The following is a 25,203-nucleotide window of genomic DNA, read 5'->3' on the forward strand; positions in this document are numbered from 1 at the left end:
GCACCCTGAACGGCGAGCCGGGCGAGGTGGAGCGCAGCCGTCGTCGTGTACGTCCGCACCCGTTCCCGGTCCCCCGGCATCCGCAGGGTCCTGGCGGCCGCTCCGTCGGGTGTGCGGACCGCGACGATCATGGTGCCGACCGGCCGCTCCTGCTCGTCCGGTCCCGCCGACCCGGTCACCGCGATGACGACGTCGGCGCCGAGGCGGCCGGCGCCTCCCTGCGCCATCGCCAGGGCCACCTCCTCGCTGACCACGCCGAACTCGTCGATCGTCACGTCCGGGACATCGAGCACCGTGCGCTTCACGTCGACGTCGTATGCGACGACCGAACCCCTGAAGTAGGCGGAGGCGCCGGGCACGGCCGTGAGCCGGGCGGCGATCATCCCTCCGGTGGCGGACTCGGCGGTGGCGATCGTCCAACCCCGCTTGTCGAGCAGGTCGAAGAGGATGCGCTCGACCGTCTCCTCGTCGGCCCCGAAGACACGCGACCCGAGCCGGGCGCGGACCTGCTCCTCGACCGGCGCGATCAGGTCGAGGGCCTCATTCCTGGTTGCGGCCTTCGCCGTGAGTCGGATCTTGATCTCCGCCGCACTTGCCAGGAAGGCCAGCGTCGGGTTATCGCTCGCCTCGTAGAGGTCGGCGAGCACCTCGCCGATCCGCGACTCGGACTCTCCCCAGGTCCTGATGAAGCGGCTGAGAACGACGGACGGTCCGAGGTCCTCCAATCCACAAAGGAACGGGACGATGTGCTCGTCCACCATCGGCAACATCTCGGCGGGTACTCCGGGCACCGCGAACACCCACATGCGGCCGACCTTCGTGCGGAGGCCCGGAGCGGTGCCCCGCGGGTTCGGGATCACGTCGGCGCCCTGCGGGCGGTGCGCCTGACGGAGGTTCGACTCCGGCATCTGGCGGCCCCGCTGGGCAAACCTCTCCTCGAGCTCGGCGGCGTATGCCTCGTCGAACACCAAGCCGACGCCCGCAGCCGCCGCGATCGCCTCGCGGGTGAGGTCGTCCTGTGTCGGGCCGATCCCACCGGTGACGATGAGGACATCGGCCCGGGTGGCGGCGTGGCGGATGGCGGCGACGATGCGGTCGAGGTTGTCGCCCACGACGGACTGGTGATGGTGATCGAGCCCGGCGTCCGCCAGGCGGCCGCCGATCTCGGCGGCGTTCGTGTTGACGATCTGGCCGAGCAGCATCTCGGTGCCGACGGCGAGCACCTCGACGATCACCGGCGCACCGACCCCACGAGGTCCGTCCCGTATGCCCCGACAATCTCGGCATCGAGCCATTCACCGGGCGCCCCCTCGTCGAGGAGGACCACCCCGTCGATCTCCGGCGCCTCCCGGTACGAACGGGCGACGCTCCGGCCATCCTCGACCTGGTCGACGAGGAGCCGCACGACCCTCCCGACCTGCTCCTGGTTGCGCACCGCCGTGATGTCGTCCTGGATCGACTGCAGGTGTCGCAGCCGCTCTGCCTTCTCCGACTCGGGCAGCCGGCCTTCCAGCCCGGCTGCCGGCGTCCCCTCCTCCGCCGAGTAGGGGAAGAAGCCCGCCCAGTCGAGGCGAGCTGCCTCGAGGAACCCGGCGAGCTCGGCGACGTCGTCGTCCGTCTCACCCGGGAACCCGACGATGAAGCTCGACCTGAGCGCCGCCTCCGGAGCCCGGTGACGGATCCGCGCCACGAGGTCGAGGTGGCGATCGATGTCGCCGGGACGCTTCATGGCCCTGAGCAGGCGAGACGACACATGCTGGAGAGACAAGTCGAAGTAGTCGGCGATCACGGGGTTGGCCGCCATCTCTTCGATCAGCGCATCACGGATCTCACGGGGGTACAGGTAGTAGAGCCGCACCCGCTCGAGGCCTGCGATGTCGGTCACGAACCGCAGGAGCTCGACGATGCCACCTGGGGCATCGATGTCCCGGCCGAAGGCCGCCAAGTCCTGGGCGACGAGCACGACCTCCCGCACCCCGTGACCCACCAGCTCCGCCATCTCGTCGCGGATGTTCACCGGGGGCCGGGAGCGCTGCTTGCCGCGGAACAGAGGAATGGCGCAGAACGTGCACGCCTTGTCGCAACCCTCCGCGATCTTGACGTAGGCGTACGGGGTCGCCGGGGTCGGGCGCCGCGTCTGGTAGAGGATGTCCATCCGCGCGGCAGGTGTGGGCCGGATCTGCAGCGGCGTCCACGAGGTGAGCTGGTCGAGGGTCCCGACCAGCTCCCCGTAGCGACTCAGGCCGATGACGGCGTCCGCCTCGGGTAGTGCCTCGGCGAGCTCCGTCTCGTACCGCTGCGCCATGCAGCCGATGACGACCAGCTTGGCGTCGGTCCGCTTGGCGTCGGCCAGCTCCAGGATCGTGTCGATCGACTCCCGGCGGGCCGCCTCGATGAAGGCGCACGTGTTCACCATGACGACATCGGCGTCGGCGGGGGTGTCGGCGTCGAGGTAACCGGCGTCGGCCAGCATCGAGGAAACCTTGTCGGAGTCCACCTGGTTCTTGGAGCAGCCGAGCGTCGTCAGCCACAGCGTCGGGGCAGACGCCCCGGAGTGGGAGGTCATGGCGGGGCAGTCTACGGCCACCCTCTCCCCGGGACGCGCCTGAGGGCCCGCCGCGGGGCGGGCCCTCAGGGTTCGCAGGGACCGTCAGCCGCCGACCGTCGTGGTCGTCTCGAGCGGAAGCGTCGTCGTCGTGATGCCGTCGAGGACGGTCGTGGTGGTGTCGTCGCCCGTGGCCGGGTCGTCGTCGTCGGTGCACGCCGCCAGGCCGAGAGCCAGCGACGTGACCACGAGCCCGGTCACCAGTTTCTGTCTCAACATTCCCTGCCTCCTCTTGGGTGGGGGATGCGAGGAACTACCCGGTGAGACGGCCGATCAAACGCCGCAAAGCTCAGGCCCGTCTCGTGTACCGGCCCCGGTAGTACAGGAGCGGATCGGTGGAATCGACGAGGTCGACGCGGTCGATCTCGCCGGATACGAGCACCGAGTATGACTCCTCGACCCCGCGCCGCAGCGTGCAGTACGCCCGGGTCGCCAACGACGTGAGCAGAGGTCCGTGGTCGGTCTGGTCGACGTCGAGACCGGCGAACATCCCTCCGGGGCTGGGTCGGAGCCCGGCGAACACGTCGCTCACCACCTCGTCGCCGACCCGGCAGACGTGGACGATGAACCTGCCGAACTCCTGGATGGCGAGCCACAGGTCGGTGGTGGGGCCGACGAGGACGTAGACCAGCGAGGGTGCTCCCTCGGCGACAACCAGCGAGGACACCGTCAGGCCGGTCCGCTCGTCGGCGTCGCCGGCGGTGACGATCGTGACCGGCGCCGCCAGCCTGCCGCGGAATCGCCGCACCGGGTCTCGTTCGTCCCCCGGGGCCTTGAACGGGTTCTCGTCGTGGATCCCTCCGGTCATCGCAGCGGCACGAGCTCCCTCGTGCGCCTCCGGAAGCGGACCCGGTGGGTGTGTCCGGCGGCGAGCGCCTCCCGGATGAGGAGATCGCGTTCGAGGGCGCAGTCCTCCGGCCGGTGGGCATCGCTCGCAAGCGTGATCGGCACCCCCGCCGCAGCGAACATGGCGAGGAACCGGGGATGCGGGTAGATCTCGGAGACCGGCTGGCGCAGCCCGGCGCTCGACACCTCGACGGCGGTGCCCGAGGCGGCCGCAGCCGCCACCACCTTCTCGTAGAGGTCGAGCGGAGGGTCGGGGAGGACGTGGCCGTGCTTCTTGACGACGTCGACGTGTGCCAGCGCATCGACCGTCCCCGACTCGGCGAGCATCACCTCGATCTCGAAGTAGTCCTCGTACGCCTGGCGCACGCCGCGACGTCCGAACTCCCACTGGGCGCCGCCGTGGTCGACGGACCACCCTCTCACCCAGTGGGTGGACCCGATCAGGAAGTCCCACGGATACGGGGCCAGCAGGTCGACGACGGCGTCGATCGTGTCCGGGAAGTAGTCCACCTCGAGCCCGAGGAGCACGGGGAGCCCGCGATCGCGCGCCTCCGTGACCGTCTGCACGTACCGCTCGAGCGAGAGCTGCAGGTCGTCGAGGAAGAACTTCTCGGCTTGCCGGGCCAGGTCGATCGTCGGGGCGGCCTCCCAGAACGGCCCGAGCACCGGGGCGGCCTCGACACACCGGTAGAGATGCTCCGTGAATCCGACCTCGTCGGCGCCACGGGTGAGCGCCGTGTCGACGTACGACTCGATGAGACCGTCGGGATACTCGCCTGGTCGGGGCCCGGCACCGGCGTACGGGCCGTGCCGGTGGAGATGGACGTGGTAGTCCCCCACTAGGCGCCTCGGAGCTCCTCGATGAGGAACCGCAGCGGACCGGGCCCGACGACCTCCCCGATCCTGTTCCAAGCCTCCGGCGACACGGCCCCCGAGCCGTCGATCTCGTCTGCGGCCGCACCGACCGCTTCGGGGAATCCGCCGAACAGGCCGAGTTGGTCGAGATCCATCGCCTTGTCGGCGTTCTTGCGGGCTCGGTCGGACTGCCCCGCTGCCAGCGCACGGAGCGCCTGCTCGGCCCCCGTCAGTGCGTTGCGTTGCTTCTGGCCGTCGAGCGTCACGGCTGGGATCCGTCGAGGGTGAGCATGGGGCAATCGTACCGGGGACGGTCGGCGCATACTCCGGTCATGAGCGAGTGGCAGCTGCTCGGCGACCGTGTCATGGCCCGGCGCGGCATACACACCGGTGACCCTCATCCGAAGACCGCCAGCCTGACGGCGGCGACGACCGCCGCTCCGACGAGGACCCATCGGATCCAGGCCGCGCCTCTCGCGATGGCGAGCTGGGAGGCGACGTATGCCCCGCTCACCTGGCCGATGGCGAGCACCCCGCCGACGGCCCAGTCCACCTGGGCGGCGCTGGCGAAGAGGACGAGCGTCACCGGCGTGTAGACCGCGATCACGAGCACCTTGGCGGCGTTTCCGGAGACGAGGTCGAGCCCTGCGCCGAGGACGAGGGCGCCGAGCAGCATGAAGCCCACTCCGACCTGGAGGAAACCGCCGTAGAAGCCGATCACCAGGAAGATCCCCGACTGCACCCAAGTGGGCAGGCGGGATTGACGCTCTTCCATCCATCGCGACGGTTTGGCCAGGACGGAGAGCGCAACCATCAGCAGGACGAGGGCGAACACCCTCCGCAGCGCCTCTGCCGAGACGAGGGTCGCCGTCCACGATCCGACCGCGGCCCCGGCGACCGTCACCGGCAGGATGGGCGCCACCTTGGCCCATGGCACCTTGCCGCCCCTGTGGAACCCGGCGACAGCTCCGACGTTGGCGAGGAGGATGGCGATGCGGTTCGTGCCGTTGGCGGTCGAGATCCCCACCAGCTCGTTGAGGATGGGGATCGTCACGACCGAGCCCCCGCCCGCCAGGGTGTTGATGAAGCCGCTCGCCATGCCGCCGACGACGAGGAGGAGGGCTTCCGCGACCGACACGACAGACCGCCTACGCCGTGAGCGTCCGCTTGGCGGCCGACACGATGCGCTCCGGGGACGGAACGTAGAGGTGCTCGGCCCTGCGGAGCGGAACCACGATGTCCCAACCGGTGACGCGCTCGATCGGCGCCTCGAGTGAGTACATGGCCCGCTCCTGGATCTGGGCGACGATCTCGGCGGCGTACCCAGCGGTGCGTGGCGCCTCCTGGACGACCACAGCTCTGCCCGTTGCTCGCACCGATCCGACGATCGTGTCGATATCGAGGGGAACGATCGATCGCACGTCGACGACGGCCGCCTCGATCCCCTCGGCGGCCAGCTTCTCGGCGGCGATCAGGCTGTCCTTCATCATCGACCCGTAAGCGACGAGCGTGACATCGCCACCCTCACGGGCCACCCTGGCGACTCCGATCGGGACCGTGTAGCGGCCTTCCGGGACGTCGTCCTTGACCGCCCTGTAGAGCCGGATCGGCTCGAGGAAGACGACGGGGTCCGGATCGTCGACAGCCGCCAGGAGCAAGCCCTTGGCGTCGCCCGCCGTCGAGGGTACGACGACCTTGAGACCCGGGATGTGGGCGTAGATGGTCTCGGCGGACTCGCTGTGATGCTCGGCGGCGCCGATGCCGGCTCCGTACGTGATCCTGATGACCATCGGGGCGGTGAAGCGGTGTCGGGAGCGGTTGCGGATCCGGGCCACATGGCTGATGACCTGGTCGTACCCGGGGTACGAGAACCCCATGAACTGCATCTCGGCAATGGGCCGCATCCCGGCGATCGCCATCCCGTAGGCGGCGCCGATGATCCCGGATTCCGCAACAGGCGTGTCGATGACCCGGTCGGCGCCGTGTTTCTGCTGCAGCCCGTCGCTCACCCGGAAGACGCCCCCGGTGGCGCCGACATCCTCGCCGAGCAGCACGACGGCCGGGTCCTCGAGGGCGATGTCGAGTGCCTCGTTGATCGCCTCGATCATCGACCGCTCAGGCACTCGAGTCCCTCTCGAGCATCGCCAGCTGGTCGAGCAGCGGGCCGGTCGGCTCTGCGTACATTGCGCCGAAGATCTCGGCAGGCCCGAGGGCGGCGAGCGCCTCCGCCTCCTCGACCGCCCGCTCCACGGCTTCTGACTCGGCTGCTTCGAGCCCTTCCTGCCAGTCGGCGTCCCAGGCGTCGTTGGCTTCGAGCCAGAGGCGAACCCGCTCCAGCGGGTCTCTCGACGAGCGCCACTCGTCGGCGACCTCCTGGGTGCGGTATCGCCCCGGGTCGTCGGCCGTGGTGTGGGGGCCGACGCGGTAGGTGACCGCTTCGATGAGCGTCGGCCCTCCCCCTCCCCTCGCTCTGGCGACGGCGTCGCGAGTGGCGGAGAAGACCGCGAAGAGGTCGTTGCCATCGACCCGCACCCCGACCATGCCGTAGGCGTCCGCTTTCTGGGCGATCGTCTCCGATGCGGTCTGCCGCTCGAACGGCATCGAGATCGCCCAGCCGTTGTTCTGGCAGAGGAAGACCACCGGCACCCGGAAGACGCCGGCGAAGTTCATCGCCTCGTGGAAGTCTCCCTCCGACGTCGCCCCGTCCCCGAAGTACGTCAGCGCCACCGCGTCCGATCCCTTGAGCACCTGCGCCCAAGCGATCCCGACCGCATGGATCATGTGGCCGCCGACGGTGATCGAAGCCGGCATGACGTTGACGCCCTCCGGCGCCATGCCGCCTCGCTCGTCACCGGTGCGGCCGAGGATCAGCGCCTTCCACGGGTAGCCGTGCATCCACATGGCGGCGGCGTCCCGATAGGTCGCCACCAGCCAGTCCCTCGGCTCGAGTGCGGCAACCCCGCCGATCTGGGACGCCTCCTGGCCTTCGAACGGGGCGTATGTGGCGAGCCGCCCCTGCCGCTGCATGGCCGAGGCCTTCCTGTCGTATGCCCTGGCTGCGACCATCTTGGCGTAGAGCAGACGCGTTGCCGCCACGTCGAGCGGCGCCTCCACGCCGGCGACACCGGAGGCGTCGAGGATGGACAGGAGCGGCGCGGACATCGGCGGAAGCGTAGCGGTCGTGCCTGCTGCGGCATCGGGGAGGCGGCGGGGCCCCGGCGGGTCAAGGTGGCCCGAGGAGCTCCACCTTGCGCCAGCCTCTCACCGAGTTGACGGCCGCCAGGCGTCCTGCGTCGGCGAGGTCGCGGCGTGAGATCGCCCGCTCCCGGCACACCCCTTCTTCCAGCAGCTCGTCCCGGTAGACGCCCGGCAGGCATCCCGAGTCGAGCCCGGGAGTCCACCACTCGCCGCCGATCTCCACCATGAGGCTGGCGGTCGTCAGCTCGGTGATCTCGCCCCGCTCGTTGACGAGGATCACGTCGTCGGCGATCGGGTGCTCGGCCGCCCGGATGTCGTAAGCCTTCCGGTTCGTCGTCTTGTGGAACAGGAAGACGCTCTCGGAGTGGATCGGCCTCTCGGCGACCGCCACGTGGAGTGTCGCTGCACCAGGCGGCTCCGAGCAGAACGGCTCGAGAAGGGGGGAGGGTCTCTCGACGAACAGCTCTCCCCCTCGCGCCAGCGTCATCCTCACGTACTGCTCCCCGGTCGCACCGTCCAGCTCCTTCTCGAGGACCTCGAGGACGAGGTCCGGGTCGATGGCGAACCCGAAGTACCGGGCAGTCGCCGCCAGGCGTGCCATGTGCCGGTCGATGAGCACGAACCCGTCGCGCTCCGTCCACCGCATCGTCTCGAGGAGATCGAACTCGGGGCGCCGCTCGACGAGAAGCCTGGCCTTGAGCTTCGCCTCCTCGTACTCGGAGCCGGCCGTCGAGCCCCATGTGATGCCGCCGCCGACGCCGTACTCGGCGACGCCCTCCTCGAGGTCGATCGTCACGGTGCGGATCGCCACGTTGAACTCGGCGTCGACGCCGCCGTCCGCCATCGGCGCGATGTAGCCGAAGGCGCCGGCGTACACGCCGCGGGGCGATCCCTCGAGGGAGGTGATGATCTCCATCGTCCGCCGCTTCGGCGTTCCCGTCACCGATGCGCTCGGGAACAGCGCACCGAACACGTCGACGAGAGAGGCATCGGCGTCGAGCTCGGCAGACACGCCCGAGGTCATCTGCCACAGGGTCTCGAAGCGCTCGATGGCGAACAGTTCGTCGGCGCGCACGGTTCCGGTCCGGGCGATCCTCCCGAGATCGCTGCGGAGCAGGTCGACGATCATCAGGTTCTCGGCCATGTCCTTGTCCGACTCGGCGAGGCGCCTCGCCATCTCGTCGTCCTCACCGGGCCACCGGCCCCGCCTGATCGTCCCTTTCATCGGTCTCGTCCGGATCGTCCCGTCCTCGACCCGGAAGAAGCACTCGGGAGAGGCGCTGAGCACCCGGTAGCGCCCCAGGTCGAAGTTGCCCGAGTAGGCGCCGCGTTGGGCGAGCGCGATGTCCCGGTACAGCTCGTCCGGGTCTCCGGCGAAGGCGGCTCGGAGCCGGAACGTGTGGTTGACCTGGTTCGTGTCGCCGTCTACCAGGTGTTGCTTGATCCGGGCGATCGCCTCGTAGTACTCGTCCCGGGTCACGTCCGGCCGCCACGCCGACATGTTGTAACGCGGTGGTCCGCCCGGTCGGGGCGCCAAGGGCTCGAACGGCTCGCGCTGCTCGAAGATGGCGAACCACACGAGTGGCAGTTCGGCGAACGGATCGCCCGGTTGGCGGTCGACGGTTGCCAGGCCGGCATCGAACGCCCCGGCCGCCTCGTAGGCGACGAACCCGCACGCCCACATCCCGGCACGGCTCGCCTCCTCGACGCGCCGCAGGGCGGGCAGGACCTCGTCGAGGCGGCCGGCGACGACGGTGTCCTGCAGTCCCGTGAGTGCGAATGCGTGCTCGTGCGACGCCGAGTGGTCGTCGAACCGAGCGCGGGGGAACATCTCACGAACGGTACCGATCAGGCACCCCGATGGGGGAGGTTTGTGCCTCCGGCGCCCGCTCGCCCGACCTGAGATGAGACCCGGAGCGCTACGCCGACGTCAGCACGTCATGGAGCTCGTCGGCCGTGATCAACACCTCACGGGCCTTCGACCCCTCGGAAGGGCCGACGATCCCCTTGTTCTCCAGGATGTCCATGACCCGACCGGCCCTGGCGAACCCGATCCGGAGCTTGCGCTGCAACATCGAGGTGGATCCGAGCTGGCTGCGAACGATCAGCTCGATCGCCTCGCGGATGATGTCGGGGTCCTCGCCTTCGAACTCCTCCTCGACGGCTGCCCGCCTCTCGGCGACCTCGAACACCTGCTTCTCCTCGTACCTGGTGTTCTGCTGTTGCTTCACCCACTCGACGACGGCGTGGACCTCGGCCTCGGACACGAAGGCACCCTGGATGCGCTCCGGCTTCGGCTCGCGAGCGGTCGCCACGAGCATGTCGCCGAGGCCGACCAGCTTCTCGGCGCCCGACGAGTCGAGGATGACGCGGCTGTCGGTCTGCGACGTCACGGAGAAGGCGAGCCGCGAAGGGATGTTGGCCTTGATGACGCCGGTGATGACGTTCACCGAGGGCCGCTGGGTGGCGAGCACGAGATGGATCCCCACCGCCCTCGCCATCTGGGCGATCCTGACGATCGAATCCTCGACCGCCCTCCCTGCCACCATCATCAGGTCGTTGAGCTCGTCGACGATCACGACGATGTACGGGAAGCGATCGAACATCTCCTCGTCGACGCCGCCGGCGTCGTACTTCTCCCGGTAGCTGGTGATGTCACGGACGCCGGCGTCGGCGAGCAGCTCGTAGCGGCGATCCATCTCCTGGACCGCCCACTGCAGCGCATCGGCAGCCTTCTTGGGGTTCGTGATGACCCGCGTCATGAGGTGGGGCACGCCGTTGTACTGGCCGAGCTCGACTCGCTTCGGGTCCACGAGGACGAGGCGCACCTCGTCCGGGGTGGCCCGCATGAGCAAGGACGTGACGATGGCGTTGATGCACGACGACTTGCCGGCTCCCGTGGCACCGGCGATGAGCACGTGGGGCAGGTCCGTCAACGTCAGCAGCCGGGAGGTGCCGCTGATGTCCTTGCCGAGCGCCACGGACATCGGGTCGAGATCGGCGGCGGCCTCGCCGCTCGTCAGGATGTCGCCGAGGGTCACGAGGTCGCGGCGCCGGTTGGGGACCTCGATGCCGATGGCGCTCTTGCCGGGGATCGGGGCGAGGATGCGGACGTCCGGCGAGGCCAAGGCGTAGGCGATGTCGTGGGAGAGCCCGGTGACCCGGGACACCTTGACCCCGGGTGCCAGCTCGATCTCGTACCGGGTGACGGTCGGTCCGGGCACGATGCGGGTCAGCCTGGCGTCCACCCCGTGCTGGTGGAGGGACTCCTCGAGCTCGATCGCCATCTGCTCGAGCGCCTTGCGGTTGTGGGCGTGCCTGTCCGAGAGGTTGAGCAGCTCCAGGGGAGGCAACACGTAGTCACCCGTCGTCGGGGGCTTGATCGCCGGCCGCTTCTGCTGCTTCGGCCTGGTTGCCGCCGGTTCCGGCCCGGCAGGGCCGGTCGAGCGCCGCGGCCGAGTGACCTCGACGTCGCCCGCCATGGGAGGATCGACGTGCACCTCCCTCACGTCCTGGAACGACCGCAGGAAGGCGACGGCGCCCCGCACGGCGCTCCAGATCGTCCTGGCGACGTCCCGCAGCGAAGCCCTCGTCATGATGAGGGCCCCCAGGCCGATGACGGCGACGAGCACCGTGAGCGCCCCCCAGAATCCGATGAGCCGGCGAAGCGGGAAGGACATGAGCGAGCCGACGACGCCCCCGCGCGCCATGACGTCCTCGAGGGACTCCGCCAGGGAGATCGTCCCCGTGAGGAGATGGAAGAGAGCCAGCGACGACATGAACAGCGCCAGCACCGCGATCGAGATCCGCCCGTAGTCCTTGCGGGGGAGACTCCCGACGAGGGCCAGGCCGATCACGATCAGGCAGAACGGGATGAAGTACGCCCAGATGCCGAAGAGGAATGCAAGCCCCATCGTGAGCCATGTGCCCACCGGTCCCGCCAGGTCGAAGAACGCCAGGCCGACGAGGAGGGCGACGACGATGAGGGCCAGGCCCCAGACGTCGTCCGCCTGGTGGCCCATCCGGTCCCGCACCCTGGCTCGCAGCGCCGTCAGCGCACGACGAGGCGACCAGCGGGCGGCCTTGGTTTTCCTGACCCTTCTCCGCCCCGAGCCCCCACGGGACGAAGTCCGTGATGGCATGGGACGCCGACGATACACCAGCACCGCGCGACCACAAAGCAACCAGGCGGCGAGAGCGCCCGGCCGGGCGGGGTCACACCTCGATCAGCACCGGGACGACGACCGGTCTCCGGTCGAGGGTGCTCTTCACGGCCCGGCCGGCGACGCTGCGGATCCTGCGGCGCAGAGTGTCCGGATCGAGGGGGCGCTCGAGGCTGTCGACCGACTCCGTGACCCGTTGGACGACCTCCTTGTGGATCTCGTCCGTGTCGTCCGTGACGCCGTGGCTGTCGACGTCCGGGCCGAAGACGATCTGCCCGCTCGCCATGTCCACCCCCATCGAGACGATGAGCACGCCGTCGTCCGCCAGGTGGCGCCGGTCGCGCAGAACCGTCTCGACGTCGCCGACGCCGGCGCCGTCGAGGTACACGTAACCGGCCGGGATGGCGCCCCGCTCGACTCGCAGCTCCCCATTGTCCAGAACGACGACGTCACCGTCGTTGCAGACGACGACCTCGCCGATGCCGACCTGGCGCGCCAGGGCGGCGTTGGCGAACAGGTGGCGGTGCTCGCCGTGCACCGGCACGAGCGCCCGGGGAGCGACGATGTTCATCAGCGTCTTCAGCTCCTCCTGGGCGGCGTGGCCCGAGACGTGCACGTTGGCGTTGCGACCGTGGTAGACGCTGACGCCGGTCCGCACGAGGTTGTTGATCACCCTGCCGACCTTCGTCTCGTTCCCGGGGATCGGCGTGGCCGAGATGATGACCGTGTCCTTCTCCTCGAGCTTCACGTCGCGATGCTCCCCCGACGCCATCAGCGAGAGGGCCGCGAACGGCTCGCCCTGGCTGCCGGTGCAGATCACCGCGGTCTTCTCCGGGGGCAACTCGCCGAGGGCGTCGAGGGGCATGGAGTCGGCGTCCGAGTAGACGAGGAGCCCGAGGGACCTGGCGACCTCGGTGTTGCGCAGCATCGATCGCCCGAGGAAGGTGAACTTGCGGCCCGACCCGACAACGGCATCGATCGCCTGCTGGACCCGATGGATGTGGCTGGCGAAGCAGGCGAGGATGACTCTCCCCTCCGCCCTGCTCGTCAGGGCGGAGAGCTCGCGCCCGAGGGTCGACTCGGACGGCACGAACCCGGGACGTTCGGCGTTCGTCGAGTCGACGAGAAACAGGCGGACACCCCTCCTGCCGAAACCGGCGAACGTCGCCAGATCGGTGGTGATGCCGTCTATCGGCGTCGGGTCGAGCTTGAAGTCCCCCGAATGGAGGATGATCCCCTCCGGCGTGTCGAAGGCGACCCCGGTCGCCTGGGGGACACTGTGGGCGACCGAGATGAGCGTGAACTTGATCGGACCCGCCTCGATCCACTGCCGAGGCTCCACCGCCACCAGGTTCGGCTCGACGCCGAGCTCCTCGATCCTCGGCCGGGCGAGCTCCACGGCCAGGGCGGTGCCGTACACCGGGACGTTCACCTCGCGGAGGAAGTAGGCCAACGAGCCGACGTGATCCTCGTGGCCGTGGGTCAGCACGACGCACTCGACGTCGCCCGCCCTGTCGACGACGGAGCTGAAGTCCGGGAGCACGAGGTCGACCCCGAGCATGTCCTCCTCGGGGAACATGAGCCCGCAGTCGAGAAGCGCCAGCCTCCCGTCGACCTCGACGACTGCGCAATTGCGGCCGATCTCGCCGAGACCGCCGAGGAACCCGACCTTGACCGTCATACGGCCTGGGCCGCCTCCAAGGCACTCTCGATGAGCTCGAGCGTCGCCTCGGATGCGGCGACGAGCGGTAGGCGAGGTACGCCGACCGGATCCCACAGGACGTCGAGGGCCGCCTTGACAGGCATCGGGCTCGGTTCGACGAACAGGGCGTCGAAGAGCGGCACCAGGGCGTCGTGGATCTTGCCTGCCTGGCCGTGATCGCCGTCCCTGGCAGCGGCGACGAGCCGCCTGATCTGTGGACCGACGAGGTGGGACGCCACCGAGACCACCCCGACGCCTCCGGCCTCGACGATCGCCTTCGTCATGTGGTCGGATCCGGCGTACACCGCGAAGCCTTCCGGGAGAGCGGCGATGGCGGCCCTGGTGTGCTCGAGGTCCTCGACGGCGTCCTTCACCGCGACGATGTTGGGATGCTCGGCGAGCGCGCTGAGGGTTTCGACCTCGATGAGCCGAGCCGTCCGGCTGGGGATGTTGTAGAGCATCACGGGAAGGTCGGTGGCGTCGGCGATCGCCGTGAAGTGGCGACGGAGCCCCTCCTGGGGAGGCTTCGAGTAGTAGGGCGTGACCGCCAGGATCCCGTCGACACCGACCTCGGCAGCCTGCTCCGTCAACTCGACGGACTCCTTGGTGGCGTACGTGCCGGTCCCGGCGATCACCGAGGCGCGGTCGCCGACGGCATCGACGGCGGCCTTGTAGAGGGCGATCTTCTCGATGCTGGTGAGCGTCGGCGCCTCGCCGGTGGTGCCGGTGACGACGATGCCGTCCGAGCCGTTGGAGACGAGGTGGCGGGCCAGCCGCCAGAAGGTCCCGTAGTCGACCGCCCCCTCGGAATCGAACGGCGTGATCATCGCCGTGAGCACTTCTCCGAATGGGGGGGTTGGTCGAGCATCCATGACACGGACGGTAGCAAAGATGCCGGCCACTATCCTGGTGTACCGCCGCCACGTCGGAGCAGAATTTGGACCGCCGCAACGTCATCGACATCACGACGGAAGAGTTCCCGCAGGCCGTGCTGCAACGGAGCCACGAGCTCCCGGTCGTCGTCGATTTCTGGGCGGAGTGGTGCGGGCCGTGCAAGGTGCTCAGCCCCATCCTGGAGCAGGCGGCCGAGCGCCACGGCGGGGCCTTCCAGCTCGTCAAGGTGGATGCCGACCAGAGCCCGCAGCTCGCCGCCCAGTTCGGCGTGCAGGGAATCCCGACGGTGATCGCCTTCAAGGGCGGCCAGCCGGTGGCGAGCTTCACCGGGGCCATCCCCGAGCAGTCGCTCGAGGCATGGCTGGCGCAGATCCTGCCCACCGAGCTCGACACCAAGGTCGACACCGCCCGCGATCACGCCCTGTCCGGTGACGCTTGGACTGCGGAGAAGCTGCTCCGCGAGGTCCTCGACGAGCAGCCGGACCATCCCGAGGCGGGCACCGGCCTCGCCAGCCTGCTGCTGGCACGCAACGAGCCCGCCGAGGCCCTCATCGTCCTCGGGAAGCTCGCCCCGACGCCGGACGTCGAACGCCTCCAGGCGGCCGCCCGCCTCGCCGAAGCTCGCTCCGACGAGGACCTCACCCCCCTCGAGGCGAGGATCGAAGCCGACCCGGAGGACCACACCGCCCGGCTCGAGCTTGCCAAGGCGCTCGCCGGCCGCGGCGAGTTCGAGCCCGCACTCGATCATCTCCTCTGGGTCGTGCGGGCGAAAGGCGACCTCAGGGACGACGCCCGCCAGGCCATGCTCGACGTGTTCGGCGTCCTCGGCGACGAGCACCCACTCACCGCGACGTACCGCAGGCAGCTCGCCAACGCCCTCTTTTGAATCCGTTCCTGCGTCCCTGCGTCGCACCAATGCGACGGCCGGACGCCAGAACGGACGGCGACCCGGCGACCTAGATCCCGAGGAGGCGCTCGAGGCCGACGGTGACCGGGTCTGGGAGGTCGGCAACCGACCGGATCGCCAGGAGCACCCCCGGCATGAACGCCGCCCTGTCCGTGGTGTCGTGACGGATGGTGACGGTCTCGCCGACCGCACCGAACACGACCTCCTGGTGGGCGACGAGCCCTGGGAGCCGCACCGAGTGGACGCTGACACCGGCGACCGTGGCGCCCCGTGCCCCGGCGGCAGTCTCCGCCGACTCGACCTGGCGCTGCTGGTCGGGCTTGGCGGCGCCGATGCGGCGCGCCGTGGCCAGTGCGGTGCCGGAAGGGGCGTCCGCCTTGCCGTCGTGGTGCAGCTCGATGATCTCGGCTGCCGCGAAATGCGGCGCGGCGACTTCACTGAGCCGCATCATCACGACCGCGCCGATGGAGAAGTTGGGCGCCACGAAGCAGTTCGGCGGCCCGTCGCCCCACAGGCGGGTCAGATCTGAGAGACGCGCCTCGTCGAATCCCGAGGTTCCGACGACGGCGTGCAGACCGGCGGCCCGCCACGCCGACAGGTTGTCCATGACGACCCCGGGATGGGTGAACTCGACGACGACGTCGGCGGTGGAAACCGCTTCCGGGTCGTCCGAGGCGGCCAGCCCGCCGCTGATTACCCCGGGGCAGCCGGGGTCGAAGCAGGCGACCAGATCGAGGTCGCCGGCCGACGCGATCCTCTCGGCGACGAGGCGACCCATCCGGCCTCCCGCCCCTGAGACGGCGACTCGGGTCACCGCACGAACTCGTCGAGCTCGTCCGGCTCGAACGGCCCGACGGCGCCGAGGACGTGCGGGCCGGCGTAGACCTCCCGCGACAGCTCGAGGATCTCGTCTGCGGTGACCGCATCGATCCGGGCGACAACCTCTTCGACGGAGAGGTTCTCGATGCCGGTGAGCTCGTTGCGGCCGAGCCGCGTCATGCGGCTGTTCGAATCCTCCAGCGAAAGCGCCAGGCTGCCCTGCACGTTGCCCTTGGCGCGCTCCAGCTCGTCGTCGCTCACCCCGTCCGCCATCAGCTTGTCGAGCTCACCTCGCACGAGCTTCATCACCTCTGCGGTCTGGCGGGGCGTCGTGCCGACGTAGATGGCGGCGGCGCCGGTCTCGGCGAACGGCATGCGGAAGCTGTGGACGGCATACGCCAGGCCGCGCTGCTCGCGGATCTCGCGAAAGAGCCGGGAGGACATGCCGCCGCCGAGGATGTGGTCGACGAGGTTGTGCGCCCAGCGCCGATCGTCGCCTCGGGAGAGCGCCGCGGTCCCGAGCACGAGGTGGGCCTGTTCGGTGTCCTTGTTCCGCAGCCCCACCTTCGCCTCGACGCGCGGTTCGACCTCGTGCCGGTCGAGAGCCGGGCCCCGCCACTCGCCGAGGCGCTCACCGATCTGCTCGACGATGTCGTCGTGGTCGATCCTGCCCGCCACGGCCACCACGGACGACCTCGGCGAATAGCGGCGCGCCCAGTAGCCCGAGATGGTGTCCCGGCTCATTCCCGTGATCGACTCCTTCGTGCCGAGAATCGGAGGAGCGAGCGGATGCCCATCCCACAGCGCCGTCACGAACATCTCGTGGGCGACGTCGGTCGGGTCGTCCTCGTTCATGTTGATCTCCTCGAGGACGACGTGCCTCTCCGAGTCGATCTCTTCTTGCCGGAACGCCGGACGCAGCACCATCTCGGAGAGGATGTCGACGGCGAGTGGGAGGTCGGCGTCTCGCAGCTTCGCCCAATAGCAGGTGTACTCCTTCGAGGTGAAGGCGTTGTGCCTGGCCCCGACGGCATCGAACGCCTCTGAGATCTGGTGCGCCGACATCGTCTCGGAGCCCTTGAAGAGGAGGTGCTCCAGGAAATGACTCGTCCCCGCCTCGATCGGCTCCTCGTCGCGGCTGCCGGTGTCGACCCAGATGCCGATCGTCACCGAGTGGAGGGAGGGCATGTCCTGGGAGATGACGCGCAGCCCGTTCGGCAGCGTCGTGAGGTCGTAGTGCATGGTGGGAGATGATAGGTGGCGCCGACTGTGAGGCTCGCAGCGGCCGCCCGCTCACTCGTCGGTCTCGGGAGGCCGCCGGGAGCGTTTCAGGTCGCCACGCCGTCGCTTTCGCTCGATCCTCCTCCGCTTCGCCGCCCGGCTCGGCTCAGTCCGCATCCTCGGCGCGGCAGGCGGGCGGATGGCGTCGAAGAGCAAGCCGGCCAATCGGCGTCGCGCCGCCTGGCGATTGCGCCATTGCGAGCGCGACTCGTCGGCCGAGACCCAGACGACCCCGTCGACGAGGCGGTCCCCGAGGCTCTCGACGACCCTGGCACGCTCGGTCTCGGTGAGTGCCGCCGAGCCCGCCACGTCGTAACCGAGCTCGGCCCTCGTGTTCGACCGGTTGGCGTGCTGCCCACCGGGACCACCCGTCGGACCGAAGCGCCACATGAGCTCGTCGGCGGCGATCGTGATGCCGGGCGCCACACGGAGGTCGTCCACGACGCCAGCGTATCGGCCGGTAGACCGGCTGGATCGCCTCGACCTGTATGAGACAATGAACGGTTCATGCGTACCGAGAGTCAGTCAGTGCTGCGCGAGGTGCTCCCTCCCGAGGAGCGGGTCATCGAGGCCGTCGTCGCCCGCTACCAGCGTGTCGCCCCGGCGGTGACGCGCTTCGCGCGGTCGCTGGCGGGCAACCCGGACCTCAACGTGCGCCTCGGCTCGCAGGCTTCTGCGACGGGCGACGACATCGTGATCGACCCGGGCGTCTTCCAGGCGGCCTATGCCAGGTCGGCACCGGTGACGCCGACGGAGGTGGCGCTGACGTCCGCCCTCCACGAGGTCGTGCACCTCATGGCGACCGACTTCGACGAGAAGCGGCCGATACCGAAGAGCTGGCTCCCGGAAGACAGGCCGCGCCTCGACGCAGAGGTCCGTCCCATCGAGGCTCCCCATCTCCTGTTCGCGGACGACGACGAATCCGACATCGAGCCTCCCGACGAAATCGCGGATGACGTCGACCACGACCAGCCGGTCAGCCTGCTGGCGGCGCTCGATGAGGCCGGGGGGCCTCCCGCCATCGCCGTGTTCCTCGGCCTGGAGGATGCCCGCCAGGAGTTGAAGTTCTTCTCGCTGTACCCGGGAGCCCGGTCCGTGCTCTCCGACCTCTACCGGGCCGCCGTCCCAGATGCGATGCGCCAGGCGAGGCCGCTCGGCCAGTTCGCCCTGGGAGCGTTCCTGCTCGTCGGCGGTTACTTCGAACGCGGCGAGCTCGAACGCCGGCTGGCCCCGCACGTGACCGCAGCCATCGGTGAGGCGGCCGACCTCTTCGACGACGTCGCCGAGGCGGAGGACCCCTGGGAGGTCGGCACCCTGAGCCTCGACCTCCTGGCGATCGCCAAACGGCACGGGCTCGTGACCGAGGTCGGCGCCTCGGACAACAGGACGACGCAGCGCGCCAAGCTCGAGTCGGACGAAGCGGCGATCTCGGAGAGCATGGACGCCGTGCGGATCGTCACCCCTCCCCTGCGCGACATGGACTCGTACGACCAGACGAGGCAGGCGGCGATGGCGGTCTCCGCCGAGCACGGCCACAAGGGCGAGGTCGACCAGGCGGGCGACCCCGCAACCGACCAGCTGGTGCGGGTGTCGCAGGCTCCCACCGTGTACCTCCCGACGGGTCAGCGCGGCAAGCTCGTCGTCTCCGGCTTCCCCGACCGGTTCCGCACGTTCGGGACCGATGGGAGGGCGCTGCTCATCGACGCCGCTCGGCAATGGGAGGTCGCCCAGCGGAGGGTCTCGGGCCAGTTGTACCCGCTGTTCCTCGCCAACCAGCGCCGCGGCCTCCGGTCGGGCTTCGACGCCGGCGACCTGTCGCCTCACGCCGCACTGCTGCTCGGTGCCGGGCTCTACGAGCGCATGTTCGAGCGGCGTGACCTGCCGACGAGGCGGAGTTATGGCGTGAGCCTCCTCGTCGATGGTTCGGCGAGCATGCTGCAGCCTCGGGCGATCGGCGGCGGCCGGCGGACGCCGTGGGCTCTGGCGGCCGCCACGCTCGGGGCGTGGACGCTGGCGCAGCTGTGCAGCGAGCTGCAGATCGACTTCGAGGTAGCCCTCTTCAACCGCTCGTTCCCGGCGACGGGAGACGACACGGAGACCTCGTTCGTCGAGCGACGCGCCAAGGCGACCGGAGGCCTGAGGCGCACCCAGGGCGGGGCCGCCGAGCGGCTCACGAGGACCGTCAACCACTACCTCGTCAAGCCGTTCGACATGAGGTGGCGGTCGGCGGAGGACGTGATGGCCGGCCTGTTCTGGACGGCCGCCAAGCCGCAGGAGGCATCGAGGCAGGTGCGCGTCTCCCCGATCGACGCCCCTCCCATCTCCATGTTCGACAAGGCGGCCAACGTCGACGAGTTCAACGTGGCGTACGCCGGCAAACGGCTGGCCGCCCGCCAGGCGGCCACCAGGATCCTCGTCGTGCTGGCAGACGGGATGACCCGCGGCTCCGTCCAGGCACTCGCCGCCTCCGTCGAAGCGGTCGAGGCCGGCGGTGCGGTGGTGCTCGGCATCGGGATCGGCGACGAGACCGTGCAGGCCGCCTACGCCAGGAACCAGGTCGTCGAGCGGCCGGACGAGCTGGCCCGGGCCATGGTCGACGGCGTTCGCTCGACCCTCTACAAGACGATCGCGGTGATGGGAGGGAACACCTGGTGGGCCCACTCCTCCGAGCGAGTCCTCAACGACCAACCAAGGAGTATGCATGCCTGAGACGGTGAAGTTCGAAGATCCGACCGGGGAAGGCAGGACGATCGAGCTCGAGGCCACCGAGCTGGCGGACGCCCTTCCCGATCGCGCCCTCCGGATCGAGCACATCCCGGAGCCCGATCCGTACTACGTCGACCTCGGCATGCTGTATCGACTGGCCCAGCTCGAGGAGGTTCGGCGGAGCCATTTCGACGATACGCCGCTCCACCTGGCGCTGCGCGGCCACATGGGAACCGGCAAGGACCACGACCTCGAGCAGTTCGCCGCCCTGCTGAAGATGCCCCACTACCGCATACCGTTGACCGGCGAGGTCCGGGACATCACGCTCATCGGCTCGGTGAAGCTCTACGGAGACGGCAAGGGTGGCACCGAGTCGCGCTGGGAGGACGGAGACATCACCAGGGCGTTGCGCGGCCCCGCCCTCATCAACCTCTCCGAGCTCAACGCGGCTGGGGCGGAGACCCTCTTCGCGCTCCACGGCCTCCTCGACCGCCACCAGGCACTCGAGCTGCCGACGGGCGAGATGATCAAGCTGCGGCCGGAGGTCCGGATCTTCGGGACGCTCAACCCGACCGACTTGCGCGACTACGCCGGCACCCAGACGCTCAACAAGGCCTTCGCCGACCGGTGGGTCATCTGGGAGAAGGGCTTCCCGACGGAGGAGCAACTGCTGGTCATGCTCCAGCGGCGTCACCCGGAGCTGTTGAACCAGTACGCCGAGCTGATCTCCCGGCTGGCCGGCGAGGTGAACGCCTCGTTCACCTCGGCGGACGCCAGGACCAGAGTCGAGACACCGATGAGCCTGCGAACGGTATTGGACCGGGTACCGGCGGGCTTACGCATGTTCGGGGAGGCAGGGGACCCGCTGCGACGTGCCTGGGAGGAGTTCGTTCTCCCCCACGTCGACGCCTTCGACCGCGACCACTACGAGACCGTATGGGCGGCAGTCGTCAGGACCGGGCCCAAAGCGAAACCGTTCGGGTGACGGTCACGATCCGCCCCGAGCGGCAGGGCGATGAGCCGGCGATCCGGCACGTCCACGCCGAGGCCTTCCGCAGTCGGGAAGCGCCTGCGGATGAACCCCCCGAGGTCGGTCTCGTCGACGGGTTGCGCCGCTCGGCTGCCTGGATCCCGGAGCTCTCCATGGTCGCCGTCGTCGATGACGCCGTCGTCGGACACGTGGTGACGACCCGCGCCCACGTCGAGGGCGATCCGGCCCTGGTGCTCGGGCCGATCGGCGTGCTCCCGAGCCATCAAGGCGCCGGTGTCGGGTCGGCCCTCATGGAAGCGACGATCGAAGTGGCCGACCACATCGGCGAGCCGCTCATCGTGCTGCTCGGATCGACGGACTACTACCCCCGGTTCGGTTTCGTACCGGCAGCGGCCATCGGCATCATCGCCCCGCACCCCGAGTGGGGCGACAACCTCCAGGCGCTCCCGCTGCACGCCTACCACCCGTTCGCCGGCCCGGTGCGCTTCCCGCCGCCATTCGACGAGCTGTGAGCGTCTCGGGGTGCCCGAACTGCGGGCGCCGTCACCTACCATCCGGGGCATGCCGTCATTCGACGTCGTCTCAGAGGTCGACATGCAGGAAGTACGCAACGCCGTCGACCAGGCGGCTCGCGAGATCGTGCAGCGTTACGACTTCAAGGGCACGGGCACCAGCGTCGAGCTGAAGGACGGCGAGATCGTCCTCGAGTCGTCCGCCGAGGGTCGCCTCGACGCGGCCGTCGACGTCCTCAAGGAGAAGCTCGTCAGACGCAAGGTGTCGCTCAAGTCACTCGCCGGCGGCGACGTGAAGCCTGCGGCGAGAGGTCGGGTGCGCACCGAGTTCACCCTCAACGAGGGCATCGCCCAGGACGCCGCCAAGGAGTTGTCGAAAGCCATCAGGGACAGCAAGCTCAAGGTCCAGGTGCAGATCCAGGGCGACCAGCTGCGGGTCCAGGGCAAGAAGCGGGACGACCTGCAGGAGGTCATCGCGCTGCTCAAGGGGCTCGACTACCGCCTCCCGCTCCAGTACACGAACTACCGGGATTGACCGTTCCGGCGTCCCGCTGTCGCATGGATGCGACGCCGGGACGCAAGAACGGAATCAGTCCCTCGCCTTGTGCCAGTCGAGGATCCTCCACGTGGGCATGAATCCGAGGCTGCGGTAGAGGGCGCTCGAGCCGGGGTTGGCCTCCTCGTACATCACGGTCGCCGTATCGAGCCGGGCGTCCTTCATCTCGTGCATGCCTGCCGCCAGCAGCGCCCTGCCGACCCCGATGCGGCGATGATCGGGATGGGTCGCCAGCGGCTCGAAGAGGCCGAGCCCCGTCGCCCTGTCGAACCACAGCACACAGAACCCGGCGAAGGAGCCGTCCGGCGCGACGACGAGCAGCTCCCGCGTCGGGTCGTAGCCGGACGAGAGCATCACCTTGCGATACATCTCCGCGGTCCATTCCGAGCCGAACCCGGCCGAATGGAGCTCGGCGATCTCGCCCGCCTCGACGATGCCGCCGGCAGGGCGGATCGAGTATCCGGGCTCGAGCTCGATCGGCGGAAGGGGATCGAGCGACGCCCGGGTGAGGACGTATCCGTCGGTGCCCTGGGCCCATCCGAGGTCGCGTACCGCCGCCACCCGTGCCGCGTCGCCCTCGAAGACGTCGATCACCAGCTCGTCCTTGCCGGTCCCGTGGCGCTCGATGGCGGCCCAGGCCTCCGCCTCCGCCTCGCCGAGCAGCTCGCGCTCCCACGCCGGCTCGCGCCTGCCGGGTGCGATCTGCAGCTCGAACGAGGCGAGACGCGGGTACACCATCACCCAGGCGGCGATCTCGCCTCGTCCCTCGTAGATGAACAGGACCTCCTCAGGGTCGAACCAGCGCTGCCCGTTGTACAGACGATGGGCGATGTCGCCCGGATGGAGATAGCCGGCGTGGCCGACCGCCGAGATCGCCGCAGAGTTGAACGCCTGGAGCCGGTAGAGGTCGTCGGGACCTGCGAAGGGCCTCCGGTCCGGCCTCATGCCAGCGCCACCTCGACGGCCAGGACCAGCGAGTCGGCGACCGGAAAGCCGCTCGCCTCGAGCTGGGCGCGGTGGTGAGAGCCACCGTCGTACATCACGCACGACACGCCAACCTCACGGGCGGCGACGGCATCGTCGAGGCTGTCACCGATGACCACGACCCGTCGGGGGGCGAGCCCGAGGCTCTCGATGTGGCCGGCGAGGTGCTCGGCCTTCGTTGCCCCTGCATCGTGCGTGTTGCCGTCGATGCGGACGAAGTAGCCGGACAGACCGTGGCGGGTCACGGCCGGGATCAGCTCCTCGTGCCACCACATCGAGAGGAGTGACTGCGTCGCTCCCGCCTCCCGGACCGCCGACATGGCGATGACGGCATCGGCGGTGAGCGAGACGGCGTGCAACGCCTCCCGGTACGTTCCGTGGAAGAACACGTCGATCTCGCGCCACTCGTCATCGGACACGGGCCGGCCGAGGAGGACGTCGTAGAACCGGCGAACGGGACGCTGGTAGTGGTCCCGATAACCGTCGGCGTCTATCGGTCCTGCCCCGTACCTGGAGATCGACGCGTTCACCGAATCGACGACCACCGCTAGGTCGTCGATGAGGGTCCCGTTCCAGTCCCACACGACGTGGCGCACCGCGCCGAAACTAGTGGCGTCCGGTCGGGCTCAATGCATCCACGGGGCATAGCTCAGGCCGATGAGCAACCCGTCCGGAGACTGCACCCGTGCCACGGTCTGACCCCACGGCTCCTCCCGGGCGCCATGCAGCAGGGTGTGCCCCGCCGCCTCCATCTCGACCGCCCCCTCGGCGACCGCCTCCGGAGAGGCGAGCTCGAACTCGATCGTCCCCTGGGGCTGTGGCCGATCCGACGGCCACTCCTCCCTTCCGAAGCAGGCGACCGCTGCCCCCTCCAGGGTCCAAACACCGAAGTGCCGGATGCCCTCGAGGTCGTCGGTCTGTGGGTAGTCGTCCCCCTGGAGCGGGAGGCCGAGGTCCGCCACGTACAGCCGTCTGGCGGCCCCGAGGTCCTCGACGATCGGTGCGAAGCCTGCGACGAATCGAACGTCCAATGCGCTCCTTTCCTCGACACCCGCCAACGTATCAGCACGATGCGACAGGTTCGGTGTGGGATGGGCGGGGCCGGGACGGTCTACCGTTGGAAGCCATGCGCGAGTATCGAACCGGTGACGAGGTGATCGACAAACAGATCGCAGACCTGGTCGCCGCCGCGGGTGACTCTGTCGATCCCAGGGACCGCGATATCACCGTCGAGATGATCGTGAGCGCCATCCGGCTGCTGCGCGACGGAACGGATCGGGGCGACCTCAAGCTGGTGAACAGCGCCCTCAAGGAGCTCCGTTACTCGTTCCTCGTGTTCTCGCGCTACAAGGACGTCCCCAAGGTGACGATGTACGGATCGGCGCGCACCAGGCCCGACAGCCCGAACTACGAGCTCGCATCCGAGTTCGCCAACCGGATGGCAGACGTCCACCAGTGGATGGTGATCACCGGGGCCGGCCCGGGCATCATGGAGGCGGGCAACCTCGGGGCAGGGAGGGACTACGGCTTCGGCGTGAACATCCGCCTGCCGTTCGAGGCCGATCCCAACCCGTACGTCCACGAGAGCAGGCTCATCAACTTCAAGTACTTCTTCACCCGCAAGCTGATGTTCGTCAAGGAGTCGGACGCCTTCGTGCTCTTCCCCGGCGGCTTCGGCACGCAGGACGAGGCGTTCGAGTTGCTCACCCTGATCCAAACCGGGAAGTCGGACATGCACCCGATCGTGCTGCTCGAGGCCGACGGCACGGCGTATTGGGAGAAGTGGCTCGACTTCATCGCCGCCTTGGAGGGCCAGGGGATGATCTCGCCCCATGACAGGCACTTGTTCACGTTCACCACGAGCGTCGACGAGGCATGCTCCGAGATCCTGCGCTTCTACGGGAACTACCACTCGCAGCGTTTCGTGAATGGCAAGCTGATACTCAGGCTCAAGCACGAGCCGAGCGACGAGCTCGTGGCCCAGGTCAACGCCGAATTCGCCGACATCCTGGCATCTGGGACGATCGAGAAGTCGGGACCGACGGACCGCGAGATCGAAGACGACGACCACGTCGAGCTGCCACGCCTGCGGCTCCACTTCGACCGCAGGAACCTCGGCAGGCTCCGTCTGCTGGTCGATAGGCTGAACCAGGCCGCCGCCGCCCATCAACCCTGATCAGGCCG

General features: G+C 69.1%; 25 protein-coding genes. 6 read left to right on the forward strand and 19 right to left on the reverse strand.

Annotation, left to right across the window (positions count from 1 at the left end; all coding sequences use genetic code 11):
- The 13 genes from VGC47_09275 to dapA form a co-directional block, all read right to left on the reverse strand.
- Positions 1 to 1,235: competence/damage-inducible protein A (locus tag VGC47_09275; protein HEX9855492.1), on the reverse strand; the 1,235-nt coding region annotated here is incomplete at its 3' end.
- A complete protein-coding gene (rimO, locus tag VGC47_09280; GenBank protein HEX9855493.1) occupies positions 1,232 to 2,566 on the reverse strand; it encodes a 30S ribosomal protein S12 methylthiotransferase RimO in 1,335 nt (444 codons plus the stop codon). The genes VGC47_09275 and rimO, both read right to left, overlap by 4 nt.
- Positions 2,567 to 2,650: 84 nt before the next feature.
- Complete coding sequence (locus VGC47_09285) at positions 2,651 to 2,824, reverse strand: hypothetical protein (protein HEX9855494.1); 174 nt, start codon at positions 2,822 to 2,824, stop codon at positions 2,651 to 2,653.
- Positions 2,825 to 2,894: 70 nt separating this feature from the next.
- On the reverse strand, positions 2,895 to 3,413 hold the full coding sequence (locus VGC47_09290) for a flavin reductase family protein (protein ID HEX9855495.1): 519 nt from the start codon (positions 3,411 to 3,413) through the stop codon (positions 2,895 to 2,897).
- On the reverse strand, positions 3,410 to 4,291 hold the full coding sequence (locus tag VGC47_09295) for a histidinol-phosphatase (protein ID HEX9855496.1): 882 nt from the start codon (positions 4,289 to 4,291) through the stop codon (positions 3,410 to 3,412). Before VGC47_09295 ends, VGC47_09290 begins: the two co-directional genes overlap by 4 nt.
- The gene (locus tag VGC47_09300) at positions 4,291 to 4,572 is read right to left on the reverse strand and encodes a hypothetical protein (GenBank protein HEX9855497.1); all 282 of its coding nucleotides are present in this window, start codon (positions 4,570 to 4,572) and stop codon (positions 4,291 to 4,293) included. The genes VGC47_09295 and VGC47_09300 overlap by 1 nt, the downstream gene beginning before the upstream one ends.
- A gap of 131 nt (positions 4,573 to 4,703) precedes the next feature.
- Positions 4,704 to 5,444 carry a sulfite exporter TauE/SafE family protein gene (locus VGC47_09305; GenBank protein ID HEX9855498.1) on the reverse strand — a complete coding sequence of 247 codons (741 nt, stop codon included), beginning with the start codon at positions 5,442 to 5,444 and terminating at the stop codon, positions 4,704 to 4,706.
- A 10-nt stretch (positions 5,445 to 5,454) separates the two neighbouring features.
- Positions 5,455 to 6,429, reverse strand: coding sequence for an alpha-ketoacid dehydrogenase subunit beta (locus VGC47_09310; protein HEX9855499.1), 975 nt, complete (start codon positions 6,427 to 6,429; stop codon positions 5,455 to 5,457).
- Positions 6,422 to 7,468, reverse strand: a complete 1,047-nt coding sequence (gene pdhA / locus VGC47_09315; GenBank protein HEX9855500.1) for a pyruvate dehydrogenase (acetyl-transferring) E1 component subunit alpha — start codon at positions 7,466 to 7,468, stop codon at positions 6,422 to 6,424. The genes VGC47_09310 and pdhA overlap by 8 nt, the downstream gene beginning before the upstream one ends.
- A gap of 61 nt (positions 7,469 to 7,529) precedes the next feature.
- On the reverse strand, positions 7,530 to 9,335 hold the full coding sequence (locus VGC47_09320) for a chorismate-binding protein (GenBank protein ID HEX9855501.1): 1,806 nt from the start codon (positions 9,333 to 9,335) through the stop codon (positions 7,530 to 7,532).
- An 88-nt stretch (positions 9,336 to 9,423) separates the two neighbouring features.
- A complete protein-coding gene (locus VGC47_09325; GenBank protein ID HEX9855502.1) occupies positions 9,424 to 11,526 on the reverse strand; it encodes a DNA translocase FtsK 4TM domain-containing protein in 2,103 nt (700 codons plus the stop codon).
- Between the two features lie 193 nt (positions 11,527 to 11,719).
- Positions 11,720 to 13,348 carry a ribonuclease J gene (locus tag VGC47_09330; GenBank protein ID HEX9855503.1) on the reverse strand — a complete coding sequence of 543 codons (1,629 nt, stop codon included), beginning with the start codon at positions 13,346 to 13,348 and terminating at the stop codon, positions 11,720 to 11,722.
- Positions 13,345 to 14,241, reverse strand: a complete 897-nt coding sequence (gene dapA, locus VGC47_09335; protein HEX9855504.1) for a 4-hydroxy-tetrahydrodipicolinate synthase — start codon at positions 14,239 to 14,241, stop codon at positions 13,345 to 13,347. The genes VGC47_09330 and dapA overlap by 4 nt, the downstream gene beginning before the upstream one ends.
- A 65-nt stretch (positions 14,242 to 14,306) precedes the next feature.
- On the opposite strand from dapA, the gene trxA reads away from it, so the two are divergent.
- Complete coding sequence (gene trxA / locus VGC47_09340) at positions 14,307 to 15,149, forward strand: thioredoxin (GenBank protein ID HEX9855505.1); 843 nt, start codon at positions 14,307 to 14,309, stop codon at positions 15,147 to 15,149.
- A 70-nt stretch (positions 15,150 to 15,219) separates the two neighbouring features.
- On the opposite strand, the gene dapB is transcribed toward trxA, so the two are convergent.
- From dapB to arfB, 3 genes are read right to left on the reverse strand one after another with little or no spacing between them, the layout of a single operon-like run.
- Positions 15,220 to 15,984, reverse strand: coding sequence for a 4-hydroxy-tetrahydrodipicolinate reductase (dapB, locus tag VGC47_09345; GenBank protein ID HEX9855506.1), 765 nt, complete (start codon positions 15,982 to 15,984; stop codon positions 15,220 to 15,222).
- A complete protein-coding gene (locus tag VGC47_09350) occupies positions 15,981 to 17,231 on the reverse strand; it encodes a pitrilysin family protein (protein ID HEX9855507.1) in 1,251 nt (416 codons plus the stop codon). Before VGC47_09350 ends, dapB begins: the two co-directional genes overlap by 4 nt.
- Positions 17,232 to 17,282: 51 nt before the next feature.
- Positions 17,283 to 17,711: an alternative ribosome rescue aminoacyl-tRNA hydrolase ArfB gene (gene arfB / locus VGC47_09355; GenBank protein HEX9855508.1), complete on the reverse strand. Its 429-nt coding sequence runs from the start codon at positions 17,709 to 17,711 to the stop codon at positions 17,283 to 17,285.
- Positions 17,712 to 17,777: 66 nt separating this feature from the next.
- On the opposite strand from arfB, the gene VGC47_09360 reads away from it, so the two are divergent.
- From VGC47_09360 to VGC47_09375, 4 genes are read left to right on the forward strand one after another with little or no spacing between them, the layout of a single operon-like run.
- On the forward strand, positions 17,778 to 19,979 hold the full coding sequence (locus tag VGC47_09360; GenBank protein ID HEX9855509.1) for a hypothetical protein: 2,202 nt from the start codon (positions 17,778 to 17,780) through the stop codon (positions 19,977 to 19,979).
- Positions 19,972 to 20,961, forward strand: a complete 990-nt coding sequence (locus tag VGC47_09365; GenBank protein HEX9855510.1) for an AAA family ATPase — start codon at positions 19,972 to 19,974, stop codon at positions 20,959 to 20,961. The genes VGC47_09360 and VGC47_09365 overlap by 8 nt, the downstream gene beginning before the upstream one ends.
- Positions 20,958 to 21,479, forward strand: coding sequence for an N-acetyltransferase (locus VGC47_09370; protein HEX9855511.1), 522 nt, complete (start codon positions 20,958 to 20,960; stop codon positions 21,477 to 21,479). The genes VGC47_09365 and VGC47_09370 overlap by 4 nt, the downstream gene beginning before the upstream one ends.
- Positions 21,480 to 21,528: 49 nt before the next feature.
- Complete coding sequence (locus VGC47_09375) at positions 21,529 to 22,014, forward strand: YajQ family cyclic di-GMP-binding protein (protein ID HEX9855512.1); 486 nt, start codon at positions 21,529 to 21,531, stop codon at positions 22,012 to 22,014.
- Positions 22,015 to 22,068: 54 nt separating this feature from the next.
- Here VGC47_09375 and VGC47_09380 read toward each other — a convergent pair whose 3' ends face one another.
- From VGC47_09380 to VGC47_09390, 3 genes are read right to left on the reverse strand one after another with little or no spacing between them, the layout of a single operon-like run.
- Positions 22,069 to 22,980, reverse strand: a complete 912-nt coding sequence (locus VGC47_09380; protein ID HEX9855513.1) for a GNAT family N-acetyltransferase — start codon at positions 22,978 to 22,980, stop codon at positions 22,069 to 22,071.
- Complete coding sequence (locus VGC47_09385) at positions 22,977 to 23,615, reverse strand: HAD hydrolase-like protein (GenBank protein ID HEX9855514.1); 639 nt, start codon at positions 23,613 to 23,615, stop codon at positions 22,977 to 22,979. Before VGC47_09385 ends, VGC47_09380 begins: the two co-directional genes overlap by 4 nt.
- A 30-nt stretch (positions 23,616 to 23,645) precedes the next feature.
- Positions 23,646 to 24,050, reverse strand: coding sequence for a VOC family protein (locus VGC47_09390; GenBank protein HEX9855515.1), 405 nt, complete (start codon positions 24,048 to 24,050; stop codon positions 23,646 to 23,648).
- A 95-nt stretch (positions 24,051 to 24,145) separates the two neighbouring features.
- Between VGC47_09390 and VGC47_09395 the strand changes: the two genes are divergently transcribed.
- Complete coding sequence (locus VGC47_09395; GenBank protein ID HEX9855516.1) at positions 24,146 to 25,195, forward strand: LOG family protein; 1,050 nt, start codon at positions 24,146 to 24,148, stop codon at positions 25,193 to 25,195.
- Positions 25,196 to 25,203: the final 8 nt, after the last annotated feature.

The organism is Acidimicrobiia bacterium, assembly GCA_036396535.1.
In the GTDB taxonomy this organism is placed as follows: domain Bacteria; phylum Actinomycetota; class Acidimicrobiia; order Spongiisociales; family UBA5794; genus DASWKR01.

What these genes read in the sequence shown, in the direction of transcription:
- VGC47_09380 (HEX9855513.1), bottom strand. Translation starts at nt 22,980, where the DNA reads ATGAGGCCGGACCGGAGGCCCTTCGCAGGTCCCGACGACCTCTACCGG.
- VGC47_09350 (HEX9855507.1), bottom strand. Translation starts at nt 17,231, where the DNA reads ATGCACTACGACCTCACGACGCTGCCGAACGGGCTGCGCGTCATCTCC.
- pdhA (HEX9855500.1), bottom strand. Translation starts at nt 7,468, where the DNA reads ATGTCCGCGCCGCTCCTGTCCATCCTCGACGCCTCCGGTGTCGCCGGC.
- VGC47_09285 (HEX9855494.1), bottom strand. Translation starts at nt 2,824, where the DNA reads ATGTTGAGACAGAAACTGGTGACCGGGCTCGTGGTCACGTCGCTGGCT.
- dapA (HEX9855504.1), bottom strand. Translation starts at nt 14,241, where the DNA reads ATGGATGCTCGACCAACCCCCCCATTCGGAGAAGTGCTCACGGCGATG.
- rimO (HEX9855493.1), bottom strand. Translation starts at nt 2,566, where the DNA reads ATGACCTCCCACTCCGGGGCGTCTGCCCCGACGCTGTGGCTGACGACG.
- VGC47_09395 (HEX9855516.1), top strand. Translation starts at nt 24,146, where the DNA reads ATGCGCGAGTATCGAACCGGTGACGAGGTGATCGACAAACAGATCGCA.
- VGC47_09290 (HEX9855495.1), bottom strand. Translation starts at nt 3,413, where the DNA reads ATGACCGGAGGGATCCACGACGAGAACCCGTTCAAGGCCCCGGGGGAC.
- VGC47_09360 (HEX9855509.1), top strand. Translation starts at nt 17,778, where the DNA reads ATGCGTACCGAGAGTCAGTCAGTGCTGCGCGAGGTGCTCCCTCCCGAG.
- VGC47_09330 (HEX9855503.1), bottom strand. Translation starts at nt 13,348, where the DNA reads ATGACGGTCAAGGTCGGGTTCCTCGGCGGTCTCGGCGAGATCGGCCGC.
- VGC47_09325 (HEX9855502.1), bottom strand. Translation starts at nt 11,526, where the DNA reads ATGGGCCACCAGGCGGACGACGTCTGGGGCCTGGCCCTCATCGTCGTC.
- VGC47_09365 (HEX9855510.1), top strand. Translation starts at nt 19,972, where the DNA reads ATGCCTGAGACGGTGAAGTTCGAAGATCCGACCGGGGAAGGCAGGACG.
- VGC47_09320 (HEX9855501.1), bottom strand. Translation starts at nt 9,335, where the DNA reads ATGTTCCCCCGCGCTCGGTTCGACGACCACTCGGCGTCGCACGAGCAC.
- VGC47_09375 (HEX9855512.1), top strand. Translation starts at nt 21,529, where the DNA reads ATGCCGTCATTCGACGTCGTCTCAGAGGTCGACATGCAGGAAGTACGC.